The organism is Pseudomonas sp. AIG, from assembly GCF_977020205.1.
The window spans coordinates 32,759-57,123 of record NZ_CDROCK010000023.1 but is presented as its reverse complement, the minus strand read 5'-3'; the positions used below and the strand labels follow the sequence as shown (position 1 = coordinate 57,123).

The 24,365-nt window shown below is 57.0% G+C and carries 23 protein-coding genes; 9 read left to right on the top strand and 14 right to left on the bottom strand.

The window, feature by feature from the left end:
- Positions 1–131 precede the first annotated feature (131 nt).
- The 4 genes from dnaA to gyrB are packed head-to-tail and all read left to right on the top strand — an operon-like array spanning position 132 to position 6,336.
- On the top strand, positions 132–1,652 hold the full coding sequence (gene dnaA / locus ACWR1S_RS14905; protein WP_454564038.1) for a chromosomal replication initiator protein DnaA: 1,521 nt from the start codon (positions 132–134) through the stop codon (positions 1,650–1,652).
- A 39-nt stretch (positions 1,653–1,691) separates the two neighbouring features.
- Positions 1,692–2,795: a DNA polymerase III subunit beta gene (dnaN, locus tag ACWR1S_RS14900; RefSeq protein WP_007911887.1), complete on the top strand. Its 1,104-nt coding sequence runs from the start codon at positions 1,692–1,694 to the stop codon at positions 2,793–2,795.
- Between the two features lie 14 nt (positions 2,796–2,809).
- The gene (gene recF, locus ACWR1S_RS14895) at positions 2,810–3,913 is read left to right on the top strand and encodes a DNA replication/repair protein RecF (RefSeq protein ID WP_003220208.1); all 1,104 of its coding nucleotides are present in this window, start codon (positions 2,810–2,812) and stop codon (positions 3,911–3,913) included.
- 5 nt (positions 3,914–3,918) lie between these two features.
- Positions 3,919–6,336: a DNA topoisomerase (ATP-hydrolyzing) subunit B gene (gene gyrB / locus ACWR1S_RS14890; protein WP_175552755.1), complete on the top strand. Its 2,418-nt coding sequence runs from the start codon at positions 3,919–3,921 to the stop codon at positions 6,334–6,336.
- A 126-nt stretch (positions 6,337–6,462) separates the two neighbouring features.
- Here gyrB and ACWR1S_RS14885 read toward each other — a convergent pair whose 3' ends face one another.
- From ACWR1S_RS14885 to ACWR1S_RS14855, 7 genes are all read right to left on the bottom strand, one after another.
- The gene (locus ACWR1S_RS14885) at positions 6,463–6,906 is read right to left on the bottom strand and encodes a DUF3291 domain-containing protein (protein WP_454564037.1); all 444 of its coding nucleotides are present in this window, start codon (positions 6,904–6,906) and stop codon (positions 6,463–6,465) included.
- A 292-nt stretch (positions 6,907–7,198) separates the two neighbouring features.
- Positions 7,199–8,134: an N-acetyl-gamma-glutamyl-phosphate reductase gene (gene argC / locus ACWR1S_RS14880; protein ID WP_454564036.1), complete on the bottom strand. Its 936-nt coding sequence runs from the start codon at positions 8,132–8,134 to the stop codon at positions 7,199–7,201.
- A gap of 74 nt (positions 8,135–8,208) precedes the next feature.
- The gene (locus ACWR1S_RS14875) at positions 8,209–9,063 is read right to left on the bottom strand and encodes a ThiF family adenylyltransferase (protein ID WP_454564035.1); all 855 of its coding nucleotides are present in this window, start codon (positions 9,061–9,063) and stop codon (positions 8,209–8,211) included.
- 16 nt (positions 9,064–9,079) lie between these two features.
- Positions 9,080–9,523 (bottom strand): GNAT family N-acetyltransferase, encoded by a 444-nt coding sequence (locus ACWR1S_RS14870; RefSeq protein ID WP_454564034.1) that lies wholly within the window; start codon positions 9,521–9,523, stop codon positions 9,080–9,082.
- 45 nt (positions 9,524–9,568) lie between these two features.
- The gene (locus ACWR1S_RS14865; protein ID WP_454564033.1) at positions 9,569–10,291 is read right to left on the bottom strand and encodes a 2OG-Fe dioxygenase family protein; all 723 of its coding nucleotides are present in this window, start codon (positions 10,289–10,291) and stop codon (positions 9,569–9,571) included.
- 16 nt (positions 10,292–10,307) lie between these two features.
- Positions 10,308–11,231 (bottom strand): iron-containing redox enzyme family protein, encoded by a 924-nt coding sequence (locus tag ACWR1S_RS14860; protein ID WP_454564032.1) that lies wholly within the window; start codon positions 11,229–11,231, stop codon positions 10,308–10,310.
- Positions 11,232–11,333: 102 nt separating this feature from the next.
- On the bottom strand, positions 11,334–12,251 hold the full coding sequence (locus ACWR1S_RS14855) for a fatty acid desaturase family protein (RefSeq protein WP_454564031.1): 918 nt from the start codon (positions 12,249–12,251) through the stop codon (positions 11,334–11,336).
- A gap of 318 nt (positions 12,252–12,569) precedes the next feature.
- On the opposite strand from ACWR1S_RS14855, the gene ACWR1S_RS14850 reads away from it, so the two are divergent.
- Entirely contained in the window at positions 12,570–13,568 is a 999-nt protein-coding gene (locus ACWR1S_RS14850; RefSeq protein ID WP_454564030.1) for a LysR family transcriptional regulator ArgP, read from the top strand.
- A gap of 64 nt (positions 13,569–13,632) precedes the next feature.
- On the opposite strand, the gene ACWR1S_RS14845 is transcribed toward ACWR1S_RS14850, so the two are convergent.
- Positions 13,633–14,349: a response regulator transcription factor gene (locus ACWR1S_RS14845; protein ID WP_454564029.1), complete on the bottom strand. Its 717-nt coding sequence runs from the start codon at positions 14,347–14,349 to the stop codon at positions 13,633–13,635.
- A 180-nt stretch (positions 14,350–14,529) separates the two neighbouring features.
- On the opposite strand from ACWR1S_RS14845, the gene ACWR1S_RS14840 reads away from it, so the two are divergent.
- The gene (locus ACWR1S_RS14840) at positions 14,530–16,062 is read left to right on the top strand and encodes an ATP-binding protein (RefSeq protein WP_454564028.1); all 1,533 of its coding nucleotides are present in this window, start codon (positions 14,530–14,532) and stop codon (positions 16,060–16,062) included.
- A 166-nt stretch (positions 16,063–16,228) separates the two neighbouring features.
- Here ACWR1S_RS14840 and ACWR1S_RS14835 read toward each other — a convergent pair whose 3' ends face one another.
- The 4 genes from ACWR1S_RS14835 to glyQ form a co-directional block, all read right to left on the bottom strand.
- On the bottom strand, positions 16,229–17,008 hold the full coding sequence (locus ACWR1S_RS14835; RefSeq protein WP_454564027.1) for a lysophospholipid acyltransferase family protein: 780 nt from the start codon (positions 17,006–17,008) through the stop codon (positions 16,229–16,231).
- 83 nt (positions 17,009–17,091) lie between these two features.
- Entirely contained in the window at positions 17,092–17,631 is a 540-nt protein-coding gene (gmhB, locus tag ACWR1S_RS14830) for a D-glycero-beta-D-manno-heptose 1,7-bisphosphate 7-phosphatase (protein ID WP_454564026.1), read from the bottom strand.
- A gap of 4 nt (positions 17,632–17,635) precedes the next feature.
- Entirely contained in the window at positions 17,636–19,690 is a 2,055-nt protein-coding gene (gene glyS / locus ACWR1S_RS14825) for a glycine--tRNA ligase subunit beta (RefSeq protein ID WP_454564025.1), read from the bottom strand.
- Positions 19,687–20,640, bottom strand: a complete 954-nt coding sequence (glyQ, locus tag ACWR1S_RS14820; RefSeq protein ID WP_034152298.1) for a glycine--tRNA ligase subunit alpha — start codon at positions 20,638–20,640, stop codon at positions 19,687–19,689. The genes glyS and glyQ overlap by 4 nt, the downstream gene beginning before the upstream one ends.
- Positions 20,641–20,721: 81 nt before the next feature.
- Here glyQ and ACWR1S_RS14815 point away from each other — a divergent pair, with 81 nt between their 5' ends.
- The 3 genes from ACWR1S_RS14815 to ACWR1S_RS14805 all read left to right on the top strand — a co-directional run bounded on the left by ACWR1S_RS14815 (position 20,722) and on the right by ACWR1S_RS14805 (position 22,520).
- The gene (locus ACWR1S_RS14815) at positions 20,722–21,279 is read left to right on the top strand and encodes a DNA-3-methyladenine glycosylase I (RefSeq protein WP_141126041.1); all 558 of its coding nucleotides are present in this window, start codon (positions 20,722–20,724) and stop codon (positions 21,277–21,279) included.
- Positions 21,280–21,319: 40 nt separating this feature from the next.
- Positions 21,320–22,207 carry a lysophospholipid acyltransferase gene (locus tag ACWR1S_RS14810; protein ID WP_008084359.1) on the top strand — a complete coding sequence of 296 codons (888 nt, stop codon included), beginning with the start codon at positions 21,320–21,322 and terminating at the stop codon, positions 22,205–22,207.
- A gap of 73 nt (positions 22,208–22,280) precedes the next feature.
- Positions 22,281–22,520 (top strand): PilZ domain-containing protein, encoded by a 240-nt coding sequence (locus tag ACWR1S_RS14805; RefSeq protein ID WP_007911864.1) that lies wholly within the window; start codon positions 22,281–22,283, stop codon positions 22,518–22,520.
- A gap of 1 nt (position 22,521) precedes the next feature.
- Here the strand turns inward: ACWR1S_RS14805 and ACWR1S_RS14800 are convergent, their stop codons facing one another.
- Positions 22,522–22,836, bottom strand: a complete 315-nt coding sequence (locus ACWR1S_RS14800) for a tetratricopeptide repeat protein (RefSeq protein ID WP_454564024.1) — start codon at positions 22,834–22,836, stop codon at positions 22,522–22,524.
- 131 nt (positions 22,837–22,967) lie between these two features.
- Positions 22,968–24,344, bottom strand: a complete 1,377-nt coding sequence (gene trkA, locus ACWR1S_RS14795) for a Trk system potassium transporter TrkA (RefSeq protein WP_454564023.1) — start codon at positions 24,342–24,344, stop codon at positions 22,968–22,970.
- Positions 24,345–24,365 lie beyond the last annotated feature (21 nt).

Here is a 24,365-nt window from a genome sequence, read left to right as displayed (position 1 = left end):
GTCGCCTTTTTTCGATTTAACGCATTGATAAATCATGGTCACCGGGCAACCTGCATGTGGATAAGTGGACGGCTCGCCGCTACAATGGCCGCTTGTTTTTGCCTCACCGGCTTTCAACTTAGGGGATATCCGTGTCAGTGGAACTTTGGCAGCAGTGCGTGGAGCTTTTGCGCGAGGAGCTGCCTGCCCAACAATTCAACACCTGGATCCGTCCACTACAGGTCGAAGCCGAAGGCGACGAGTTGCGCGTCTACGCACCGAACCGTTTTGTGCTGGACTGGGTCAACGAAAAGTACCTGGGGCGCGTCCTTGAACTGCTGGATGAGCATGGCAACGGCATGGCGCCGGCGCTCTCCTTATTAATAGGCAGCAAGCGCAGCTCGGCACCCCGTGCCGCACCGAATGCTCCGTTGGCTGCTGCACAGGTTTCCCAGGCCCATGCCGCGCCTGCAAGTACGCCTGCACCCACGCAGACGTCAGCTCCGGCGGCCAAGCGCTCGACGCAGAAAAGTCCGGAAGTCAGCGATGAACCGTCTCGCGACAGCTTCGACCCGATGTCCGGTGCCGCTTCGCAGCAAGCCCCGGTCCGTGCCGAACAGCGCACCGTGCAGGTTGAAGGTGCGCTCAAGCACACCAGTTACCTGAACCGCACCTTCACCTTCGAAAACTTCGTTGAAGGCAAGTCCAACCAGCTCGCCCGCGCGGCGGCATGGCAGGTGGCGGACAACCCCAAGCATGGCTATAACCCACTGTTCCTTTATGGTGGCGTTGGTCTGGGTAAAACCCACTTGATGCACGCGGTGGGTAACCATCTATTAAAGAAGAATCCGAATGCCAAGGTCGTGTACCTGCATTCCGAGCGTTTCGTGGCTGACATGGTCAAGGCGCTGCAACTGAACGCGATCAACGAGTTCAAGCGTTTCTACCGTTCGGTGGATGCCTTGCTGATCGACGACATTCAGTTCTTCGCCCGCAAAGAGCGTTCGCAGGAAGAGTTTTTCCACACCTTCAACGCCCTGCTTGAAGGTGGCCAGCAGGTCATTCTCACCAGTGACCGCTATCCGAAAGAAATCGAAGGCCTTGAAGAGCGCCTCAAATCCCGCTTCGGCTGGGGCCTGACGGTGGCCGTCGAGCCGCCGGAGCTGGAAACCCGCGTCGCGATCTTGATGAAGAAGGCCGACCAGGCCAAAGTCGAGTTGCCGCACGATGCCGCGTTCTTCATTGCCCAGCGTATCCGCTCCAACGTCCGTGAGCTGGAAGGCGCGCTGAAACGCGTGATCGCCCACTCGCACTTCATGGGCCGCGACATCACCATCGAGCTGATTCGCGAATCCCTGAAAGACCTGTTGGCGCTGCAAGACAAACTGGTCTCTGTGGATAACATTCAGCGCACCGTCGCCGAGTACTACAAGATCAAGATCTCGGATCTGCTGTCCAAGCGCCGTTCGCGCTCGGTCGCTCGTCCGCGTCAGGTGGCCATGGCCTTGTCCAAGGAACTGACCAACCACAGCCTGCCGGAAATCGGCGATGTGTTTGGCGGCCGCGACCACACGACCGTGTTGCACGCCTGCCGCAAGATCAACGAACTTAAGGAATCCGACGCGGACATCCGCGAGGACTACAAGAACCTGCTGCGTACACTGACCACTTGATGAACACCAGCGCAGCTTATTAAGGCAAGGGACTAGACCATGCATTTCACCATTCAACGCGAAGCCCTGTTGAAACCCCTGCAACTGGTCGCAGGCGTCGTCGAGCGCCGACAGACCTTGCCGGTACTCTCCAACGTGCTGCTGGTTGTCGAAGGCCAGCAGCTGTCGCTGACCGGTACCGACCTGGAAGTCGAGCTGGTCGGTCGTGTGCAACTTGAGGAGCCGGCGGAAACAGGTTCCATCACCGTGCCTGCGCGCAAGCTGATGGACATCTGCAAAAGCTTGCCCAACGATGCGCTGATCGACATCAAGGTCGACGAGCAGAAGCTGGTGGTGAAGGCTGGCCGTAGCCGTTTCACTCTGTCGACTTTGCCAGCCAACGATTTCCCGACCGTTGAAGAGGGTCCGGGCTCGCTGACTTGCAGCCTCGAGCAAAGCAAACTGCGTCGCTTGATCGAACGCACCAGCTTCGCCATGGCTCAGCAGGACGTGCGTTACTACCTCAATGGCATGCTGCTGGAAGTGTCTGAAGGCATCATCCGCGCCGTGGCCACCGACGGTCACCGTCTGGCGATGTGCTCGATGAAAGCCGATATCGGTCAGCCGGATCGCCATCAGGTAATCGTGCCGCGCAAAGGTATTCTCGAACTGGCACGGCTGCTCACCGAGCCCGACGGCAACGTCAGCATCGTCCTGGGTCAGCATCATATCCGCGCGACCACCGGCGAATTCACCTTCACCTCGAAACTGGTCGACGGCAAATTCCCGGACTACGAGCGCGTTCTGCCGAAGGGCGGCGACAAACTGGTACTCGGCGATCGCCAGGCGCTGCGTGAAGCATTCAGCCGTACCGCGATTCTGTCCAACGAGAAGTACCGTGGTATCCGTCTGCAACTGGCCAGCGGTCAGTTGAAGATCCAGGCCAACAACCCCGAGCAGGAAGAAGCGGAAGAAGAAGTCGGCGTTGAATACAACGGCGGCTCCCTGGAAATCGGCTTTAACGTGAGCTATCTGCTCGACGTGTTGGGCGTGATGACCACCGAGCAGGTTCGCCTGATTTTGTCCGACTCCAACAGCAGTGCGCTGGTGCAAGAGTCCGACAACGACGATTCGGCTTACGTTGTCATGCCGATGCGTCTGTAATCAGCTGACCCTGGATGTCCTTAAGTCGTGTTTCGGTCACCGCGGTGCGCAATCTGCACCCGGTGACCTTCTCCCCCTCCCCCCGCATCAACATTCTTTACGGCGCCAACGGCAGCGGCAAAACCAGTGTTCTGGAAGCCATTCATCTGCTGGGGCTTGCCCGTTCGTTTCGTAGCACGCGTCTGTTGCCGGTCATCCAGTACGAACAACTCGCCTGTACCGTGTTCGGTCAGGTCGAATTGGCCGAGGGTGGCCATAGCGCTTTGGGCATCTCGCGCGATCGTCAAGGCGAGTTCCAGATTCGCATCGACGGGCAGAACGCCCGCAGCGCTGCGCAACTGGCGGAGATCCTGCCGCTGCAGTTGATCAACCCCGACAGCTTCCGCCTGCTTGAAGGCGCGCCGAAGATTCGCCGGCAGTTTCTCGACTGGGGCGTGTTCCACGTTGAGCCGCGTTTCATGGCCACTTGGCAGCGTTTGCAGAAGGCCTTGCGCCAGAGAAACTCCTGGCTGCGGCATGGTACACTTGACGCCGTTTCGCAAGCGGTTTGGGACAGGGAACTGTGCCAGGCCAGCGCTGAAATCGATGAATACCGCCGCGCTTACATCAAAGCCTTGAAACCAGTCTTTGAACAAACCTTGAGCGAACTGGTTGAGCTCGAAGGTTTGACGCTCAGCTATTACCGAGGCTGGGACAAAGACCGGGAGTTGAGCGCCGTACTGGCCGGTTCCGTGCAACGGGACCAGCAAATGGGTCATACCCAGGCCGGACCACAACGGGCTGATTTGCGTCTTAGATTGGGTGCACACAACGCCGCGGACATTTTGTCCCGGGGTCAGCAGAAGTTGGTGGTCTGTGCACTGCGGATTGCCCAAGGGCATCTGGTCAGCCAGGCCCGCCGCGGTCAGTGTATTTATCTGGTGGATGACTTGCCGTCCGAGCTGGACGAGAGCCACCGTCGTGCGCTGTGCCGCTTGCTGGAAGACTTACGCTGCCAGGTGTTCATCACCTGTGTAGATCACGAATTATTGAGGGAAGGCTGGCAGACGGAAACGCCAGTCGCTTTGTTCCACGTGGAACAGGGCCGTATCACCCAGACCCACGACCATCGGGAGTGAAGGCATTGAGCGAAGAAAATACGTACGACTCAACGAGCATTAAAGTGCTGAAAGGCCTGGATGCCGTACGCAAACGTCCCGGTATGTACATTGGTGACACCGACGATGGCAGCGGTCTGCACCACATGGTGTTCGAGGTGGTCGACAACTCGATCGACGAAGCCCTCGCCGGCCACTGCGACGACATCAGCATCATCATCCACCCGGATGAGTCCATCACCGTTAAAGACAACGGCCGTGGCATCCCGGTAGACGTGCACAAAGAGGAAGGCGTTTCCGCCGCCGAGGTCATCATGACCGTCCTCCACGCTGGCGGTAAGTTCGACGACAACTCCTACAAAGTCTCCGGCGGTCTGCACGGTGTAGGTGTTTCGGTAGTGAACGCGCTGTCCGAAGAACTGGTTCTGACCGTTCGCCGCAGCGGCAAGATCTGGGAACAGACCTACGTCCACGGCGTGCCTCAGGCACCGATGGCCATCGTTGGCGACAGCGAAACCACCGGCACCCAGATTCACTTCAAGCCGTCGGCTGACACCTTCAAGAATATTCACTTCAGCTGGGACATCCTGGCCAAGCGTATTCGTGAACTGTCCTTCCTCAACTCCGGTGTCGGCATCGTCCTCAAGGACGAGCGCAGCGGCAAGGAAGAGCTGTTCAAATACGAAGGCGGTCTGCGTGCGTTCGTTGAATACCTGAACACCAACAAGACTGCGGTCAACCAGGTGTTCCACTTCAACATCCAGCGTGAAGATGGCATCGGTGTGGAAATCGCCCTGCAGTGGAACGACAGCTTCAACGAGAACCTGTTGTGCTTCACCAACAACATTCCGCAGCGCGACGGCGGTACTCACCTGGTGGGTTTCCGTTCGGCCCTGACGCGTAACCTGAACAACTACATCGAGCAGGAAGGTCTGGCGAAGAAGCACAAAGTCGCGACCACCGGTGACGATGCCCGTGAAGGCCTGACCGCGATCATCTCGGTGAAAGTGCCGGATCCGAAGTTCAGCTCGCAGACCAAAGACAAGCTGGTGTCTTCCGAAGTGAAGACCGCGGTCGAGCAGGAGATGGGCAAGTACTTCTCCGACTTCCTCCTGGAAAACCCGAACGAAGCCAAGCTGGTCGTCGGCAAGATGATCGACGCGGCGCGTGCCCGTGAAGCGGCGCGTAAAGCCCGTGAGATGACCCGCCGCAAAGGCGCGCTGGACATCGCCGGCTTGCCGGGCAAGCTCGCTGACTGCCAGGAAAAAGACCCGGCGCTGTCCGAACTGTACCTGGTGGAAGGTGACTCCGCGGGCGGCTCTGCCAAGCAGGGACGTAACCGCAAGACTCAGGCGATCCTGCCGTTGAAGGGCAAGATCCTCAACGTCGAGAAAGCCCGTTTCGACAAGATGATCTCGTCCCAGGAAGTGGGTACCTTGATCACCGCACTGGGCTGCGGCATCGGTCGCGACGAATACAACATCGACAAGCTGCGTTATCACAACATCATCATCATGACCGATGCTGACGTCGACGGTTCGCACATCCGAACCCTGCTGCTGACCTTCTTCTTCCGTCAGTTGCCGGAGCTGATCGAGCGTGGCTACATCTACATCGCCCAGCCGCCGCTGTACAAGGTCAAGAAAGGCAAGCAAGAGCAATACATCAAAGACGACGACGCCATGGAAGAGTACATGACGCAGTCGGCCCTTGAAGACGCGAGCCTGCACCTGAACGAAGAAGCCCCGGGCATTTCCGGCGAAGCGCTTGAGCGTCTGGTGAACGACTTCCGCATGGTGATGAAGACCCTCAAGCGTCTGTCGCGCCTGTACCCACAGGAACTGACCGAGCACTTCATCTACCTGCCGGCCGTGAGCCTTGAAAAGCTCGGCGACCATGCCGCGATGCAAGAGTGGCTGGCCCAGTACGAAGCGCGTCTGCGTACCGTCGAGAAATCTGGTCTGGTCTATAAGGCCAGCCTGCGTGAAGACCGTGAACGTGGCGTGTGGCTGCCAGAGGTCGAACTGATCTCCCACGGCCTGTCGAACTACGTCACCTTCAACCGCGACTTCTTCGGCAGCAACGACTACAAGACCGTCGTCACCCTCGGCGCTCAACTGAGCACCCTGCTCGACGAAGGCGCGTACATCCAGCGTGGCGAGCGCAAGAAAGCGGTCACCGAGTTCAAGGAAGCCCTCGACTGGCTGATGGCTGAAAGCACCAAGCGCCACACCATTCAGCGATACAAAGGTCTGGGCGAAATGAACCCGGATCAGCTGTGGGAAACCACCATGGACCCAAGCGTGCGCCGCATGCTGAAAGTCACCATCGAAGACGCCATTGGCGCAGACCAGATCTTCAACACCCTGATGGGTGATGCGGTCGAACCTCGCCGTGACTTCATCGAAAGCAATGCGCTGGCGGTGTCCAACCTGGATTTCTGATCCGCGCAAGCCATTCGGTGTGTGTTGCCGAAACAAAAAAGGCCCGCGGAAGCGGGCCTTTTTTATGGGCTTTCGTAGCAATAAACCGCTGGTCCTTGAACTCATGACAGCGGGACGAGGCAATGTTCAACTCAGAACAATCGCAGACTCACTCGATTTCAAATCAAACGCTTCGCGCGAAGGTCCAATTTCCCAAAGCAACTGCAAGCGCTGGTGGGCTTCGTACAATGTCGGAATATGACCTTCATCCACCCACCACATCACAACCCGTGGTTTGCTGATAGGCAGGAACCACTCCGCACCTCTCAAACGAAAGTCGTTGTGCGGCGTTTTATACAAGAAATCTTTCAAGGCCGCCGGGCTCTTCCACAGCGAAAGTGTATAAAGATACCCTTCTCCCCATAGTTCATCGAGAAGCTGTTGATTGTCCTCAACTTCCCGCCATATAAAGCCAGGATGGGCGTCGGCTAGACCATTTACGTAGGCGGTAGAAGAATAAAAACCGTCCATGCGTGGATCGGATTTTAAATGTTTTGGTTTGACCAGATCAAACTGCGCGAGAATAGCCATTGACTGTTAATCCTTTAATAAGATTAGAGGCTGTTAAAAAGTTGGGTAATGACAAGTAAAGTTTTGAATTGGTCTTACAGGCGAGCGCCGACATCCAGGTTACTTTGCAGTAATCAGACGGCTATTAATTATCGAGAAATCAACACGCGCTTTATTAAAGTTACATGCCGTGAACGATGGTTCTATTTAAACTGAGAGGAGACATGAATAGGTCATCTATCTGTAAGCGGTTAACGCTTGAATCTGCCCTGCCACCACTGACATTGCCAGGTGACAGGGAGACTCGCTTGCATCAAACCTGACCGTTCAACATCAAATTGAGGTTCTGTACTGCGGCGCCTGATGCGCCCTTGCCGAGGTTGTCGTACACCGCGGCAAGCAATACCTGGCCTGACGTCTCATCCGAGAAGACATAGATGTCCAGGCGGTTGGTGTCATTCAGGTATTCAGGGTCCAGTTGCGTAACGGTCTTGACCTGATCCAGCGGAACAACCTTGATGAACTCGGATTTGGCGTAATGGTTGCTGAGGCAGGCGTGGATCTGCTGCACCGAGGCGCCAGCGGGCAACAAGCGCAAATGCAGCGGCACGTACAAGACGATGCCCTGGCGATACTTGCCATAGCCAGGCGTGAAGATCGGCCGATGATCCAGCAATGCCTCAGACATCATCTCCGGGACATGCTTGTGGTTAAGGTTCAGGCCATAACCGCGGTACGGAGCGTCCGTGTGTTGCGGATGATCCGGGATTTCATAGGCGTCGATCAGTGATTTGCCCGAACCGGAATACCCGGAAATGGCATGCACATTCACCGGGTAGTCCTTGGGCACCACCCCGGCTTCCGTCAGCGGACGCAACAGCGCGATAGCGCCTGTCGGGTAGCAGCCAGGATTGGATACACGCTTGGCTGTCGTGATGATGTCAGCCTGGCCTGCAGTCAGTTCGGGCAAACCATACACCCAACCGGGTGTGGTGCGGTGAGCCGAACTGGGATCAAGTACACGTACCTTTGGATTCTCGATAAACGACACCGCTTCAACAGCGGCATCGTCCGGCAGGCAGAGAATCGCTACATCACAGCTGTTAAGTGCTTCAGCCCTTTTTACCGGGTCCTTGCGATCGGCATAGGGCAACTGCAAAAGCTCAATATCCGTGCGACCGTTCAGACGCGAATGTATCTGAAGTCCAGTCGTACCGGCTTCCCCGTCGATAAAAATAAGTGGCTTCATGTTCACGAAAATTCACGATAATGAGTGTTTTGAAACTTTATCACACCTTTACTGTGCTGCGCAGGGTGACGTTTTTATGCCAACAGTTTTTCAGGTTTATTTGAAGTACTGTTTTTGAGTCCTGCTACACCGTCACTGACCAGTGTCTCTTCAAATTTTCCGGCCATGAAGTCAATTTGATATACATAAGGAACCGGTTTAAAAAACATTTCCCGATTCAACAACTTGGCCAGTGTAAAAGTCGCAGTCAGGGTTGTAGCCAATAAACAAGCAGAACTTAGAGAGGCAACTTTACGTTGCTCGAAATCAAGCTTCGGATCTTCCAGATAGGCACGGTGCAAATGCAGCGGGTCGAGGCCTATACCGAAATTTATCAGTTTCTCCGTCTCGGTCATATCGGGCGTCAGTGCAAAATATTCTTCGAATGACATCGAGTCCGGGTGGAAGTGATGCAACGTTCCGCCGAAGCCTATAGGGCAGGAAACGACCGCTGGGATACCCAATTCCCGCGCCTTTTGGTACATCTGAATACGCGGCTCAATCACGAAGTAGTCCATGGCGTCACATAACATGTCTACGCCGGTCAAAAAGTCGTCGACTGTTTCAGCGCTCACCCCGTTGTACTGCTCAATGCGCAAGGCCGGATTGATCGATAAGAGACGCTCACGCAGGACATCGGCCTTCTTCAGCCCGACGGTATGAGTCGTTGCGCCAAATTGGCGGTTGAAGTTTTCCGGTCCAAAGGTATCGAAATCAGCAATTTTGATCCCGCCAACGCCCATGCGCACCAGTGTCTCCGCGTGGGTATATCCGACACCACCGCATCCTGGGACTGCAATTGTCTTGCTGGCCAACAGTGCCAGTTCTTGCTGGCTGATCAAGCCGATCATTCGACTGTAAATGACTTCGCGGGAATATTCATTTTGCATATAACGCTCCTTGTATTTATTTGGCGACGTAGTGGAAACCAACGATTGAAAAACCGTGGCGGGTCCAGAAAGACTGCGCCATCGAATTGGTAACGAACGTATCAAGGCAGACCTGTTCACACTGGTAATGATCAGCCAAGGCTCTTACGTAGCTGAGCAGTTGTGCGCCGACCCCACGCGATCGGTTTCCCGGCTTGATGATGAAGTGATCGATATACAAATAGTTGCCGCAGTAAATCCGGGTATTCAGCCAATAGCCTGTCAGGCCCACCAACTGAGTTCCTTCGAATACACCGACACACTGCCAATTCAACTTGGCGACAGCTTCCAATCGCTCTAACAACAGGTCTTTATTCAAATCCGGATAAAAAGTCGACAGCAACACCAGCGTCATGGGCAATTCGTAATTCTGCAAAACCCTGATCGTCACTGCCGTATCCTTACGTTCAGCACTGTGCATACAACCCCCTCACCCAGATACGTTAATAAGAATGGACGAGATAGGTCAGTGGAACTCGATAACCAGCAGATCGCGATAACCGCTGGCAGCACCATTACTGATCTGAATGGCTGTCGTATCGTGAAAAACCGTGTCATCCCTGAACAGCAGTGCCTGACAAGGCTTTTCCAGCGTGCCCACATAAATAGGTTGCTGGTGCATGATATCGACCAGGGTCGTTTCGCCTCCGACCACACCCCTTCTGTCGGCCATGAACAGACAACTGAATTTCACCCCATCCCGATGTTTGCCTTCGGGTACCGGCAATCCCGTCATGTCTGGAGTGGCGAGGATACGATTGAAATAGGTGTTGATTTTCCAGCCTTGAACATCTTCGATTTCACCGAAGGTGTTGGCGAGTTTCAGTAGAAGCTTCTTCAGCACTTCATTGTCGGCCATCTCCGCAGTGACGGGGGCGAAGTGCCGGTCGATGCCACCGTTCAGTGGGTTGAAATACTCCGGTTGGGAATACGGAACATGGGGTTGCTGCTCCAGGCGATTGCCGTTCGCATACCACTTGAATTTACCGAAACGGCGATAGCGATACATGCCACCATCGTTCATGTAACGATCAAGTTCGAGGTTTTCCCAATAACCCTGGAATTGTGCCCACTCGGGCATCTCGGAAAAATCCACACCCAGCAGTTCAGCGGAGTGCCCTGCAACAAATCGGCTGTTGTTGAGTGCCCAGACAGTCTGTGGCTCAGTATTGGCAAGATTGCTTTTCATAAGAGTTCTCTAAGTATCACGTCAACAGCGTTTTGTTGTTTTTCATAGCCCGTTCGATGCTTTTGTAATAGTCGACGGCTACGTTGTATCGGATCAGGCAGCCGATACACATTTCTTCAATGGCTTCAGGGCATGACTTCGCCAATGGCATCAGCACACGGTGGAGAAGTTGCTTGCCGTGATTGGCATCAATCTTTATATGCATGTCGTGGTAATAGATGACGTCTTCGGGCATGTGCAGACGACGCATGGCTTTGACTGTTCGGGAGAACCGGTAGGGCGCGGTGTGTTCAAGAATCGCCAGTGCGCCCAGCAGACGAGGGTGATACTGACGCCGCAATGCGTACATCAGCAGCAGATTGCCGTTCTTCAGGGCCTCCGCCGGCGCCTGTTGAACGCTGGCCTGTGGGCCGATGAGTTCGTGCAGTATTTCTGCGGATTTACGGAACAGCACGGTATGCATTTCGGATAGCGTACCCAGGCCCATTTCGTCCCAGTAGTTTTCCGCAAGCGCCAATTTCATATCGCCTGTCATGCCCAATTGCGCCAGGGCGATGACGTCATCGAAGCGACCGTCGACCTGTTCTTCCATGGCGATGTAAAAGCTCAGTTCTTCAAGCGTCGACTCTTCAGCCAGCCAAGTGAAAAACGGCGAAACCTCATCGCGATGAGTCGAATGCAGCCGGGTGTACCACTTCAAAAACTCGGCAGCGTTTTTTGGCAACCGGGTTTTATCAAGACGACTTTCTTCAAAGGCGTTCCATTCATCTTCCAACATTTGGGTGCGCGCATATTCGTGGTGAAACGGCGCCATTTTGTAGGCGCTGGGCTCGGCCAGTTCACGAAGATAAAACGAGTTGAGCGCGGTCTGTTCCGACAGCGAGTTTACGGTCGACGGCGGCGTGGTCGTCTGACACGTGGAACGATCTTGTAGATTCATTTCAATTCCTTTGCCTTACCAGGGGCGAGCACGCGCCAGACCCGAGCATGTGCCACGCCCCGTCGGAGTTAGCTATCAGTCTTGCAAGGAGCGCAGCGCGGGTTAGTTTTTGCGCATTGAGCGGAGCAGTCCCCAGTAAAAACTTTTATAAGAGACTTCCAGATAACGGCAGTTTTCATGAATTTTTTCGTGCAGGTCGTGCAGACGGTCAATAGGCAACCCGGGCATCAGATGATGCTCAACGTGGTAGTTATTGCCGTTGGTAAACCAGTTCATGAACGCGTTGCTTTTAATGGTTCTGGTGTTTTCGTAAGGGTCTGTCGAATCCGTCGCGCAACGGAAATGCTCTGGCATCTCAATCAGGGCGTGTACCGGAGCCGCGACAAACATGAGCGGAATAATCCACAGATAGACGATGATTTCATAACCGAACTGAAAGGAGACCCAACCCAGTAACGCAATCATCAATACCATCGAAAGGTGATCTCGCTTGATGCGTCTGGACACGTTGCTGGAAACGTTTTCGTACTGCGAACTGAACGCGATAAACACATTTTTGAAAAAACGTGGGTAGTGCGAAACCATCAAAAGCCTGGTTAATAGCGCGCTGATGGAACGAAGGGATAACTCACCATATTGATCACCGTAGTCAAAGAACTCGCGATTTTCCGGAGTGCCCAGGTAACGATGGTGGTGCATATGGCTGGCTTTGTAATCAGCGAATGAAACCAACATTGGCAGACCGAGCAGTATGCCGAATAGTTCGTTAAGCTTTTTATTCCTGAATCCCTGTGAGTGCAGAACTTGATGTTGAAGCTCTACGCCATGGGCGAACATTGATCCAAGAAGCATGACGCCTATGGCGATTTCCCATGGATGGCCACTCAGTGCCAGACAACCACCGGTTACAATCAGCGCTAAGTAGATTGCAAATTTCAGTGCAAACATTACATCGCTGGACCTGCTCTGAATATCGGCCAATGCCAACCGATTGGCATTAGTAAATGTAGTTCTCTGCACAACTCACTCCGTCGAACTGAACAAGAATTTCGCTGATATTTTTTAATTCGCTAGGCACGCTATCGAGTTAATTTTTAATCATTCCATTATGTGTACCTTTTACAGTCTCTGGTGTTAACTAATACCTCCGGTTTGAATGTTTCGTTGTTCAGCTCGGGTGCTTCTGAAACACATCAACTTTGATGAATGGCAATAACGCCAAGCAATCGCACGCAGTACAACTGTGAGGGATCTAACGGTTGTGCCTGCAGTATCGATTCTCAATAGATTCCGCTTCGAAGTAAAAAAGATATTGTTGATCACCCATAAGGAAAACGGATGTTTGATTACAAATTGCTTTCTGCTCTCTCTGCGGTCATTGAACAGGGAGGCTTCGAACGAGCAGCCCAGTTTCTTGGTCTGTCCCAGCCCGCAGTGTCACAGCGAATCAAGCTATTGGAGGCCAGGGTCGGCCGTCCGGTGTTAGTGCGCGTGATGCCACCGGTGCCAACCGAGATAGGGCGGCGGCTGCTTTATCATGTTCAGCAGGTGCGGTTACTTGAGCGTGATCTTCAGAGTCACGTGCCTTCTCTCGATGAAGACGGGTCCCCGGAACGCCTGCGTGTCGCCTTGAACGCTGACAGCCTGGCGACATGGTGGGCGCGATCAGTCGGCGATTTTTGCGCCGAGCAGCATTTGTTGCTGGATCTGGTCGTCGAGGATCAAGCGGTCAGTCTCAGGCGTATGCGTGCCGGTGAGGTGGCGGCCTGTGTGTGTGCCACTGAACGGCCAATGGCGGGGGCGCGTAGTCTGTTGCTCGGTGCAATGCGCTACCGCGCGGTGGCGAGTCCGGAGTTTATCGCCCGGCATTTTCCGAACGGTATCAATGCCCAGTTGATTGCCCGCACGCCCGCGCTGGTGTTTGGCCCCGATGATTTTCTGCAGCACCGCTACCTCGCAGCCTTGGGCGTGCTCGGAAGTTTCGAGCACCATTTCTGTCCGTCATCAGAAGGATTTATACGACTGACAGAAGCCGGACTGGGTTGGGGTCTGGTTCCGGAGTTGCAGATTCTCGATCATCTGCAGCGTGGCTTGCTGGTCGAGTTGATACCCGACAAGCCAACTGATGTGCCGTTGTACTGGCACCATTGGCGCAACAGTGGCGAGTTGTTGGGCAAGCTGACCGAACATCTCGCACAATCATCCAAACGGTGGCTGGTGCCGCTGGATTCCCTGGCAAACATTCCTCGTCATATCGCTTCCCTTCATCAGCCACGCTTCCCGATGCCCACTGAGCACGACAGTCATTGCTGTCTGACGATGAACGGCAAAGTATAAGAACGTTGTGTTGAGGACTGTCAGGTGGGGATAGCGCGCCCCCTGGCAGTTTCGGCTCAGCCGTTCAGGTGACGGCCGCCACACTTTCCAGGCGATACCCATAGCCATAAATTGTCAGCAGCTGCCAACCACGATCGGCCGTCAGTCCGAGCTTGTTGCGCAGGCGATAGATATGCGTGTCCAACGGTCGCGACGAAGCCATTTCCTCATGGGGCCAGAACCGTTCATACAGATAGTCCCGCGACAATGGCCGTCCGAGGTTGCTGAACAGGCAACGCGCGAGACGGTATTCCCGTTCGGTCATGATGATCGGCTTGCCCTCGCGGGTGACCGTCAGTTCCGCATCGTCAAACGCCAAGTCATTGAAACTCAGCACGTCGGCAGCGGCAGTACGCTGCTGACTATGCCGGCGCAACACCGCCGCCACGCGTGCTTTCAATTCATTGGGCCGAAACGGCTTGCTGACGTAATCATCGGCCCCGGCATTCAATGCCTGGACGATATCGCTTTCGCCGTCGCGACTGGTCAGCATGATCGCTGCCGGTGGCGCGTCCATGTGTTCGCGAGTCCAGCGCAGCAGGGCCAGACCCGTGAGGCCGGGCAATTGCCAGTCGAGGATGAGCAGGTCGAAAGTCTCCCGGCGCAGTTGCCGCAGCAAATCTTCGCCGCGCTCGAAGCTGTGCAGCGACCATGGCTGCTCGCCAGCGTCGGCCATTTGCTGCAGGGTTTGCTCGACCCGACGCAGTTCGGCGGGTTCGTCGTCCAGTATCGCAACGCGCATACGCGATGATTCCTTGTTGCTTTGGCAATCGGGAGACCACCATAGCGGCTTGCCCTGTGCCGTGAAAGTAAGGGGCTCGTCAGTGATCGACGTCCGCTATGATTCTTCGGTCTACGTCTCTGACCTGTGGCCCATGAAACCATTCCAGCCTCCCTGCCCATTTCCCCACGGCGCGTTTCCATGAATAACCGGCGCCGGCACGAAAGCCGTGAACCGAGCCAGGTGCAACGCCTGTTTCGCCAGTTAGTGCGCGAGTGGGTGTGGATAAGTCTAGTGCTGTTGCCGCTGACTGCGCTGTTGTCTTATCGCGCCCAGGTCAATCTGCGCGACGTCTCGCCAGTTCTGAGCGCATTGCTCTCGGTTGGGCTGGTGGCGTGCGTGCTCGGCCTTTTGCTCTGGCGTCCGCGCTGGGCACTGTGGATAACGCTGAGCGGCATGGCGTGCGTGCTGCTCGCCAGCGCCGGACTGGCGGAAACCCGGCGCTGGTGGTCGCCGACGCCAGCCGCGCTGGGCATGCTCTTCGGTTATCTGATCTGGAACTGGCGGCGTCTCAGCGGAGTGCTGACTTACTTCGGCTGGGAGCTTGCCCGCCTGGACAGTGAGCCGAAAGTCTTCCCCGAACGCCGCCGCACCCCGTTCACCGGGGGCGATAGGTTGCAGGGCCAGATCATGGCGCTCGAACAAGCCATGAGCCGCACTCGCGATACCCGACGGTTCATCGCCGACGGGCTGGAATATTTGCCGGTGGCGACGCTGATCAGTGATCCGAAGGGGCAGATCCTGCTCGGCAATCGCAAAGCTCGGCAACTCTTCGACAGTAATCTGGTGGGCGATGACATCCTTGATCAACTGGCGCGGCTCGGCTATCCGGAGTTATCCACAGCGCCGCGTCCGCTGTTGTCCGCCCTGCCCCTGCTTGAGTTCCGCGATCACAAGGAGCGCAGCCTGCGTCTGGAGCGCGCCGCGCTGTTGCCGGTGGACGGTGACACGCCCATCGGCTGGCTGCTGAGTCTTACCGACCTGAGCGCCGAACGCGCCGCTGAGGAACAACGCAGTGTGTTGTTGCGTTTTCTGTCTCACGATTTGCGCGCTCCGCACTCGGCCATTCTCGCGTTGCTCGATGTGCATCGGCATGAGGCCGGAACCGATTCGCCGTTGTTCGAGCAAATCGAACGGCAGGTGCGCCGCGCATTGGCCTTGACCGACGGGTTCGTGTTGTTGGCGCGAGCGGAATCCGAGGCGTATCACTTTCAACCGAGCCTGTTTGCGATGCTGGTACTGGACGTCATTGATCAGGCACTACCCATCGCCCAGCAAAAACGCATCGAGTTGCTTCACGACATGGACGAGCCATGCCAGGAGCGGTTGGTGATGGCCGATCAGGGACTGCTGACCCGGGCGTTGTTCAATCTGCTGGAGAACGCGATCAAATACAGCCCGGACGGCACCACTGTTCAGTTGCGCATCAGTTGCGATGAACAATGGTTGCGGTGTGAACTGGCGGATCAGGGTAAAGGCATCGACGCCGAGGAATTGCCGGAACTGTTCAGCCAATATCGGCGCTTCTCATCGGCCAAAGGCATTGATGGCGTAGGGCTGGGGCTGTCGATGGTCAAGGCTGTGGTCGATCATCACGGCGGGCGAATCGAGTGTCACAGCGTGGTTGACCAAGGCACGAACTTCATCCTTGAACTGCCGCTGATCGTCGAATAACCGGCACAAAAAAACCGGCTATATCAGCCGGTTTTTTACATCCGAAAAAAACTTATGCACCTTTTGCGATCTTTTATGAGCTTGAGAAATATATAAGTAAATCAATTACTTAATCCAAATATTCAAGCCTTTTCAAAGAAACCGTACACAGGTTATCCACAAAATATCAGACAGCGATCTGATCATTTGCAGCCGGTGCCTGCGGAGTCGGTGGCAGCGAACCCATTTCGCGTTGAGTCTTCTCGTTCCAGGCTTGCACCCGGTCGTTCAACTCGGCGATGGCGCGCGGGCCTGTGCCTTCGGCGTACATCGGTTCGCCGATGACCACAGTGATCACGCCGGACTTCTTGCCCCAGCCGATTTTCGGCCAGAACTTGCCGGCATTGTGTGCAATCGGCAGCACCGGAAGCGCCGCATTCACCGCCAAAGCGCTGCCACTGCGGGAGAACTTGCCGACTGTGCCGAAAGGAACGCGCGTGCCTTCGGGGAAGATCAGCACCCAAACGTTGTCCTTGAGCAGCTCATCACCCTTGGCCGCGACTTGTTTCAGTGCCGCTTTCGGGTTGTCGCGGTCAATCGCGATTGGCCGCAGCATGGCCATGGCCCAGCCGAAGAACGGCACGTACAGCAATTCGCGTTTGAGCACTTGGCTCAACGGCGAGAAATAAGCGGAGAGAAAGAATGTCTCCCAAGTGCTCTGATGGTTCGATTGAATCACGCAGGGCCGGTCAGGCACGTTTTCCGCGCCTTTGATTTCGTAATGGATACCGAGAAACACCTTGGTCAACCACAAGGCGCAACGGCACCAGTACACGTTGATAAAACGATAACGCGCCTTGAACGGCAAAAACGGCGCGATGAAAAAACTCAAGCTGCACCACAGCAGAGAGGTGGTGCCCAGCAGCAGGTAAAAGAGAAAAATCCTGATGGCCCGCAGTATCGACATAGTGACGTTTACCGTTACGGGGCAATGCCCGAGTGTTCAAGCGCACTCCCGATCAATCCCTGGTCAGGAACTTCAGAAGTACTCTAGTTGTGGATAAGTTCTGCGGCAATCGCCGCCAGATCGTCAAAAATCAGAGTGCCAACCGGCAGGGTTTTGCCCTGAGTCTTTGCGCCTTTTCCGGTCTTTACCAAAACTGGCTGTGAATCGACGGCTTTGGCGGCCTCCAGGTCACCAAGGCTGTCGCCGACGAACCAGACATTCGCCAGCGTGACGTTGTAATGCGCCGCGATGGTTTTCAACATCCCCGGTTTCGGCTTGCGGCAATCGCAGCCTTCGTCCGGCCCATGCGGGCAATACACGATCAGCCCGACTTCACCGCCCTGCTCCGCGACCAGCTCGCGCAGGCGCGCGTGCATGGCATCGAGGGTGGCGAGGTCGTAGTAGCCGCGAGCAATGCCCGACTGGTTGGTGGCCACCGCCACCGTCCAGCCGGCCTTGCTCAACTGCGCAATCGCTGCGATCGAGCCGGGCAACGGAATCCACTCCGCCACTGACTTGATGTAAGCGTCGGAGTCGTAATTGATCACTCCGTCCCGATCGAGAATCAGCAGTTTCAACAGCAATCCCTCAACCCAGCAGCGAAATGTCGGCAACGCCGAGGAACAGGCCACGCAGACGCGCCAGCAGCGCGTATCGGTTGGCCCGCACATTGGCGTCGTCGGCATTGACCATCACCGCGTCGAAGAACGCATCGACCGGCTCACGCAATGCCGCCAGGCGTGCCAGCGATTCGTTGTACTGACGCGCCGCAGCCATCGGCTGCACCGCTTGATCCGCTTGCTGGATCGCCGAGTACAGCGAGAACTCATTGGCGTTGTCGAAGTATTTGGCTTGAACTTCGGTCGGTACCGCACCTTCGAGTTTGCTCAACAGGTTCGATACACGCTTGTTCACCGCCGCCAGCGCAGCCGCTTCCGGCAGTTTGCGGAAGGCCTGAACCGCTTGCACACGCTGATCGAAGTCCAGCGCCGAACCCGGCTTCAGGGCACGTACCGACAGGTAAGTGGCGACTTCGACGCCTTCGTCTTCGTAACGTGCACGCAGACGGTCGAAGATGAACTCCAGCACGGACTCGTTGAGGCCGGCAGCCTTGACCTTGACACCGAATGCGGCCACGGCGAAAGCCACGGCGTCGTTCAGGTCAAGATCGAGTTTCTTCTCGATCAGGATGCGCAACACGCCGAGAGCTGCACGGCGCAGGGCATACGGGTCTTTGCTGCCGGTTGGCAGCATGCCGATACCGAAGATACCGACCAGGGTGTCGAGCTTGTCAGCGATGGCGACGGCCGCACCGGTCAGGGTGGCTGGCAATTCTGCACCGGCACCGCGTGGCATGTACTGCTCGTTCAGTGCCAGCGCGACGTCTTCCGGCTCGCCGTCATTGAGGGCGTAGTAGTAACCGGCGACACCTTGCATCTCCGGGAACTCGCCGACCATTTCGGTGGCCAGGTCGCACTTCGACAGCAGACCAGCACGGGCAGCCCACGAAGCGTTGCCGCCGATGCGCGCGGCGATGTACGCAGCCAGTTTCGATACGCGTTCGGCCTTGTCGTAGACGCTGCCGAGTTTTTCCTGGAACACCACGTTCTTCAGGCGATCGTTGAAGGCTTCGAGCTTCTGCTTCTTGTCTTGCTTGAAGAAAAACTCGGCGTCGGTCAGACGTGGGCGAACCACTTTCTCGTTACCGGCGATGATCTGCTGCGGGTCTTTGCTTTCGATGTTGGCCACAGTGATGAAGCGTGGCAGCAACTTGCCGTCGGCATCCAGCAGGCAGAAGTACTTCTGGTTGTCCTGCATGGTGGTGATCAGTGCTTCCTGCGGCACGTCGAGGAAACGCTCCTCGAACGAGCACACCAGCGGCACCGGCCATTCAACCAGCGCGGTCACTTCGTCGAGCAGTGCCGGCGGAACGATTGCCGTGCCTTCCTGACGGGTGGCCAGCTCTTCGGTGCGCTTGCTGATGATCTCGCGACGCTCGTTGGCATCGGCCAATACATAAGCAGCACGCAGGTCGGCGAGGTAGCTCGACGGCGAACCGATGCGCACGCTTTCCGGGTGATGGAAGCGGTGACCACGGGAATCACGGCCAGCCTTCTGCGCGAGGATGGTGCAGTCGATGACCTGGTCACCGAGCAGCATCACCAGCCATTGGGTCGGACGCACGAACTCTTCCTTGCGCGCACCCCAACGCATGCGTTTCGGGATCGGCAGGTCGTTCAGCGAATCTTCGACGATGGTCGGCAGCAGGCTCGCGGTCGGCTTGCCGGCGATGCTCTGGCTGTAACGCAGTTTCGGGCCGCTCTGATCGATTTCGCTCAGATCAACGCCGCACTTCTTGGCGAAGCCCAGTGCTGCCTGAGTCGGGTTGCCTTCAGCGTCGAACGCCGCCTGACGTGGCGGGCCGTCGAGATTGATGCTGCGATCCGGCTGCTGGGTGGCCAGCGCGGTGATCAGCACAGCCAGACGACGCGGCGCGGCGTAGACGGTTTTGGTTTCGTAGCTCAGGCCAGCGGCTTGCAGGCCCTTGTCGATACCGGCGAGGAACGCCTCAGCCAAAGTGTTGAGGGCTTTGGGTGGCAGTTCTTCGGTGCCCAGTTCAACCAGAAAATCTTGCGCACTCATTGTGCTGCCTCCAGCTTGGCCAGTACTTCGTCACGCAGGTCCGGGGTCGCCATCGGGAAGCCCAGCTTGGCGCGTGCCAGCAGGTAGGCTTGCGCAACGGAACGCGCCAGGGTGCGTACGCGCAGAATGTATTGCTGACGCGCGGTCACCGAGATCGCCCGGCGCGCATCCAGCAGGTTGAAGGTGTGCGACGCCTTCAGGACCATTTCATAGCTCGGCAACGGCAGCGGCTGGTCGAGTTCGATCAGGCGCTTGGCTTCGCCTTCATAGAAGTCGAACAGCTCGAACAGTTTGTCGACGTTGGCGTGTTCGAAGTTGTAGGTGGACTGCTCCACTTCGTTCTGGTGGAACACGTCGCCGTAGGTGACTTTGCCCATCGGGCCGTCAGCCCAGACCAGGTCGTAGACCGAATCCACGCCTTGCAGGTACATGGCCAGACGCTCGAGACCGTAAGTGATCTCGCCGGTTACCGGGTAGCATTCGATGCCGCCAGCCTGCTGGAAGTAAGTGAACTGGGTCACTTCCATACCGTTCAGCCAGACTTCCCAGCCCAGACCCCAGGCGCCGAGGGTCGGCGATTCCCAGTTGTCTTCGACGAAGCGAATGTCGTGGACCAGCGGGTCCAGGCCGACATGCTTGAGCGAGCCCAGGTAGAGTTCCTGGAAGTTGTCCGGGTTCGGCTTCAGAACGACCTGGAACTGATAGTAGTGCTGCAGACGGTTCGGGTTTTCGCCGTAACGGCCGTCAGTCGGACGGCGGCTTGGCTGCACGTAAGCGGCGTTCCAGGTTTCCGGGCCGATGGCGCGCAGGAAGGTCGCGGTGTGGAAAGTGCCGGCGCCTACTTCCATATCGTAGGGCTGAAGTACCACACAACCTTGCTCGGCCCAGTATTGCTGGAGCGCGAGGATCAAGTCTTGGAAGGTACGCACGGCTGGCGTAGGCTGGCTCACGAAATTCACCTGTTTCTTGGGCTGCGATTTAAAGAGCGGGAGTATACCCGATTCATTGCTGCGCACGCCCCCTGGAGCCTTATGCCACGCTGCTTTTGGTGTACCGAAGATCCGCTGTACATGGCTTATCACGACCAGGAGTGGGGCACGCCGCTACGCGATGCGCAGGGTTTGTTCGAGTTGCTTTTGCTCGAAGGGTTCCAGGCCGGGCTGTCGTGGATCACCGTACTGCGTAAACGCGAGCGTTATCGCGAGGTGCTGTTCGGCTTCGATGTGCAGCGCGTGGCGCAGATGAGCGACGCCGAAATCGACGAATTGATGCTCGATCCGGGGATCATCCGCAATCGCCTCAAACTCAACGCCGCCCGTCGTAATGCCCAGGCCTGGCTGGCGCTGGAGGACCCGGTGGCGTTCCTCTGGTCGTTCGTTGGCGACCAACCGATCATCAATCATTTCAAGGATCGCAGCGAAGTCCCGGCGATCACCCCCGAAGCACTGGCGATGAGCAAAGCCTTGAAAAAGGCCGGGTTCACGTTCGTCGGCCCGACCATTTGCTACGCGCTGATGCAGGCCTCGGGCATGGTCATGGATCACACTCAGGATTGCGACCGCTACGCGCAGCTCGTCAACGGCGGTTAGAATGGCCGCCTCGCGCACCGCACAAGATCAGGAGTGACCTGTGGAAAAGTTTAAAGGCGCCTTGCTGGTAGGCGCTCTGCGGCTGTTTGCCCTGCTGCCATGGCGGGCCGTGCAGGCCGTGGGTTCGGCGATCGGCTGGATCATGTGGAAAACCCCCAACCGCTCCCGCGACGTGGTGCGGATCAACCTCGCCAAATGTTTTCCACAGATGGACCCGGCCGAGCGCGAGCGCTTGGTTGGCCAGAGTTTGAAAGATATCGGCAAGTCGCTGACCGAAAGCGCCTGCGCGTGGATCTGGCCGGCGCAGCGTTCGATCGACCTGGTGCGTGAAGTCGAAGGCCTCGACGTGCTGAAAGACGCCTTGGCCTCGGGCAAAGGCGTGGTCGGCATCACCAGTCACCTGGGTAACTGGGAAGTGCTCAACCACTTCTATTGCAGCCAGTGCAAACCGATCATTTTCTACCGCCCGCCGAAGCTCAAGGCTGTGGACGAATTGCTGCGCAAACAGCGTGTGCAACTGGGCAACAAGGTTGCAGCGTCGACCAAGGAAGGCATCCTCAGCGTCATCAAGGAAGTGCGCAAAGGTGGTGCAGTGGGCATCCCCGCTGACCCCGAACCGGCCGAATCCGCCGGGATCTTTGTGCCGTTCTTCGCGACTCAAGCGCTGACCAGTAAATTCGTGCCGAACATGTTGGCCGGTGGCAAAGCCGTCGGCGTATTCCTGCATGCGCTGCGCCTGCCCGACGGTTCCGGCTACAAAGTCATCCTCGAAGCCGCGCCGGAAGCCATGTATAGCACCGATACCGCCGAATCCTGCGCGGCGATGAGCAAAGTCGTCGAACGCTACGTCGCCGCGTATCCAAGCCAGTACATGTGGAGCATGAAGCGCTTCAAGAAACGTCCGCCGGGCGAAGAGCGCTGGTATTGAGCTGATTGGCATGATCTGTGGATAACCTCACTGGCGAGGTTATCCACAACCGTTCATCAAAGGGCGCAACAAGATGTCCGAACACCGCAAATCCTTCCGCATCAAGATCACCCACGACAGCTTTGGCGAATGTCTCGGACAGACGCGCAACTTGTCGCCGACCGGGGTGTTTGTGCAGCATCCGGTTTTGGCTTCTTTGCCCAAGGGCGCAGTGGTTTACGGTCAGGTGCAGGGTTTACCCACAGGCGCACCGCGTGTGCGGATGGAAGTGGTCACGGTGGATGCCGACGGTATCGGTCTTCGTTACCTTTGATTCATTGGGCCTGACGATCGAGCTTCTTCACAAACACCGTCATTTCCTTCTCGGCCTGCTTGTCGCCATGGGCGCGGGCCGCTTCCAGACCTTGCTCCCATGCCTGACGTGCGGCGGCGATATCGCCCAGCGCCAGTTGCGCCTTGCCCAACAGTTTCCAGGCTGCTGAATACTTAGGATCGAAACCGACACAGCGCTGGAAATGCTCGGCGGCCTTGGCGTTTTCACCCAGATCCAGATAACCCTTGCCGAGGCCGAAGCGCAGCAGGGAGTTATCCACACCCTTGGCGAGCATTTTTTCCAGGGATTCAAGCATTTGTGCACCCTCGCTTCAGTGATCGTTCCCACGCTCCGCGTGGGAATGTCTCAATGGACGCTCTGCGTCCGCTCTTGGGACGCAGAGCGTCCCGGGCTGCATTCCCACGCGGAGCGTGGGAACGATCAACCTCAGAAGAAGCTCAACCCCACATGGAACAGCTTCTCCACATCGCGAATATGCTTTTTATCCACAAGGAACAGAATCACATGGTCGCCCGCTTCGATCACGGTGTCGTCGTGGGCGATGATCACCTGTTCGTTGCGGATCACCGCGCCGATGGTGGTGCCCGGCGGCAGGCCGATCTTCTCGATCGGTTTGCCGATGACCTTGCTCGACTTCGCATCACCGTGGGCAATCGCTTCGATCGCCTCCGCCGCGCCGCGCCGCAAGGAGTGCACGCTGACGATATCGCCACGGCGCACGTGGGCCAGCAAGGTGCCGATGGTCGCCAGTTGCGGGCTGATGGCGATGTCGATGTCGCCGCCCTGAATCAGGTCGACATACGCCGGGTTATTGATGATCGTCATGACCTTCTTCGCCCCCAGCCGTTTGGCCAGCAGCGACGACATGATGTTGGCTTCGTCGTCGTTGGTCAGGGCGAGGAAGATATCGGCGTCGGCGATGTTCTCTTCCAGCAGCAGATCACGATCTGACGCACTGCCCTGCAACACCACGGTGCTGTCGAGGGTGTCGGAGAGATAACGGCAGCGCGCCGGGTTCATCTCGATGATCTTCACCTGATAGCGGCTTTCGATGGCCTCCGCCAGACGCTCACCGATCTGCCCGCCACCGGCAATGACGATGCGTTTGTAGGTTTCGTCGAGGCGGCGCATTTCACTCATCACCGCGCGAATATTCTCACGGGCGGCGATGAAGAAGACTTCGTCGTCGGCCTCGATCACCGTGTCACCTTGCGGCAGGATCGGCCGGTCACGACGGAAAATCGCCGCGACGCGGGTTTCGACATTCGGCATATGTTCGCGCAACTGTCGCAGTTGCTGACCCACCAGCGGCCCGCCGTAATAGGCACGCACCGCCACCAGTTGCGCCGCGCCTTCGGCGAAATCGATCACCTGCAAGGCGCCGGGATGCTGAATCAGGCGCTTGATGTAGTTGGTCACCACTTGCTCGGGGCTGATCAGCACGTCGACCGGAATCGCTTCGTTCTGAAACAGCTGTTCTTCGCGATGGAGGTAGGACGCTTCGCGCACCCGGGCGATCTTGGTCGGGGTGTGGAACAACGTGTGGGCAACCTGACAGGCAACCATGTTGGTCTCGTCGCTGTTGGTCACCGCCACCAGCATGTCAGCGTCGTCGGCACCGGCCTGACGCAGCACCGACGGCAGCGAGCCACGGCCCTGAATGGTACGGATGTCGAGACGGTCGCCGAGGTCGCGCAGGCGTTCGCCGTCGGTGTCGACCACGGTGATGTCGTTGGCCTCGCTGGCCAAATGCTCGGCCAGCGAGCCGCCGACCTGTCCCGCACCGAGGATGATGATTTTCATCCAGTCACTCCATTGAATCCG

Coding starts and splice junctions, on each gene's coding strand:
- dnaN (WP_007911887.1), top strand. CDS start 1,692: ATGCATTTCACCATTCAACGCGAAGCCCTGTTGAAACCCCTGCAACTG.
- recF (WP_003220208.1), top strand. CDS start 2,810: ATGTCCTTAAGTCGTGTTTCGGTCACCGCGGTGCGCAATCTGCACCCG.
- ACWR1S_RS14885 (WP_454564037.1), bottom strand. CDS start 6,906: ATGGCTATTCTCGCGCAGTTTGATCTGGTCAAACCAAAACATTTAAAA.
- argC (WP_454564036.1), bottom strand. CDS start 8,134: ATGAAGCCACTTATTTTTATCGACGGGGAAGCCGGTACGACTGGACTT.
- ACWR1S_RS14875 (WP_454564035.1), bottom strand. CDS start 9,063: ATGCAAAATGAATATTCCCGCGAAGTCATTTACAGTCGAATGATCGGC.
- ACWR1S_RS14870 (WP_454564034.1), bottom strand. CDS start 9,523: ATGCACAGTGCTGAACGTAAGGATACGGCAGTGACGATCAGGGTTTTG.
- ACWR1S_RS14865 (WP_454564033.1), bottom strand. CDS start 10,291: ATGAAAAGCAATCTTGCCAATACTGAGCCACAGACTGTCTGGGCACTC.
- ACWR1S_RS14860 (WP_454564032.1), bottom strand. CDS start 11,231: ATGAATCTACAAGATCGTTCCACGTGTCAGACGACCACGCCGCCGTCG.
- ACWR1S_RS14850 (WP_454564030.1), top strand. CDS start 12,570: ATGTTTGATTACAAATTGCTTTCTGCTCTCTCTGCGGTCATTGAACAG.
- ACWR1S_RS14845 (WP_454564029.1), bottom strand. CDS start 14,349: ATGCGCGTTGCGATACTGGACGACGAACCCGCCGAACTGCGTCGGGTC.
- ACWR1S_RS14840 (WP_454564028.1), top strand. CDS start 14,530: ATGAATAACCGGCGCCGGCACGAAAGCCGTGAACCGAGCCAGGTGCAA.
- ACWR1S_RS14835 (WP_454564027.1), bottom strand. CDS start 17,008: ATGTCGATACTGCGGGCCATCAGGATTTTTCTCTTTTACCTGCTGCTG.
- glyS (WP_454564025.1), bottom strand. CDS start 19,690: ATGAGTGCGCAAGATTTTCTGGTTGAACTGGGCACCGAAGAACTGCCA.
- ACWR1S_RS14815 (WP_141126041.1), top strand. CDS start 20,722: ATGCCACGCTGCTTTTGGTGTACCGAAGATCCGCTGTACATGGCTTAT.
- ACWR1S_RS14805 (WP_007911864.1), top strand. CDS start 22,281: ATGTCCGAACACCGCAAATCCTTCCGCATCAAGATCACCCACGACAGC.
- ACWR1S_RS14800 (WP_454564024.1), bottom strand. CDS start 22,836: ATGCTTGAATCCCTGGAAAAAATGCTCGCCAAGGGTGTGGATAACTCC.
- trkA (WP_454564023.1), bottom strand. CDS start 24,344: ATGAAAATCATCATCCTCGGTGCGGGACAGGTCGGCGGCTCGCTGGCC.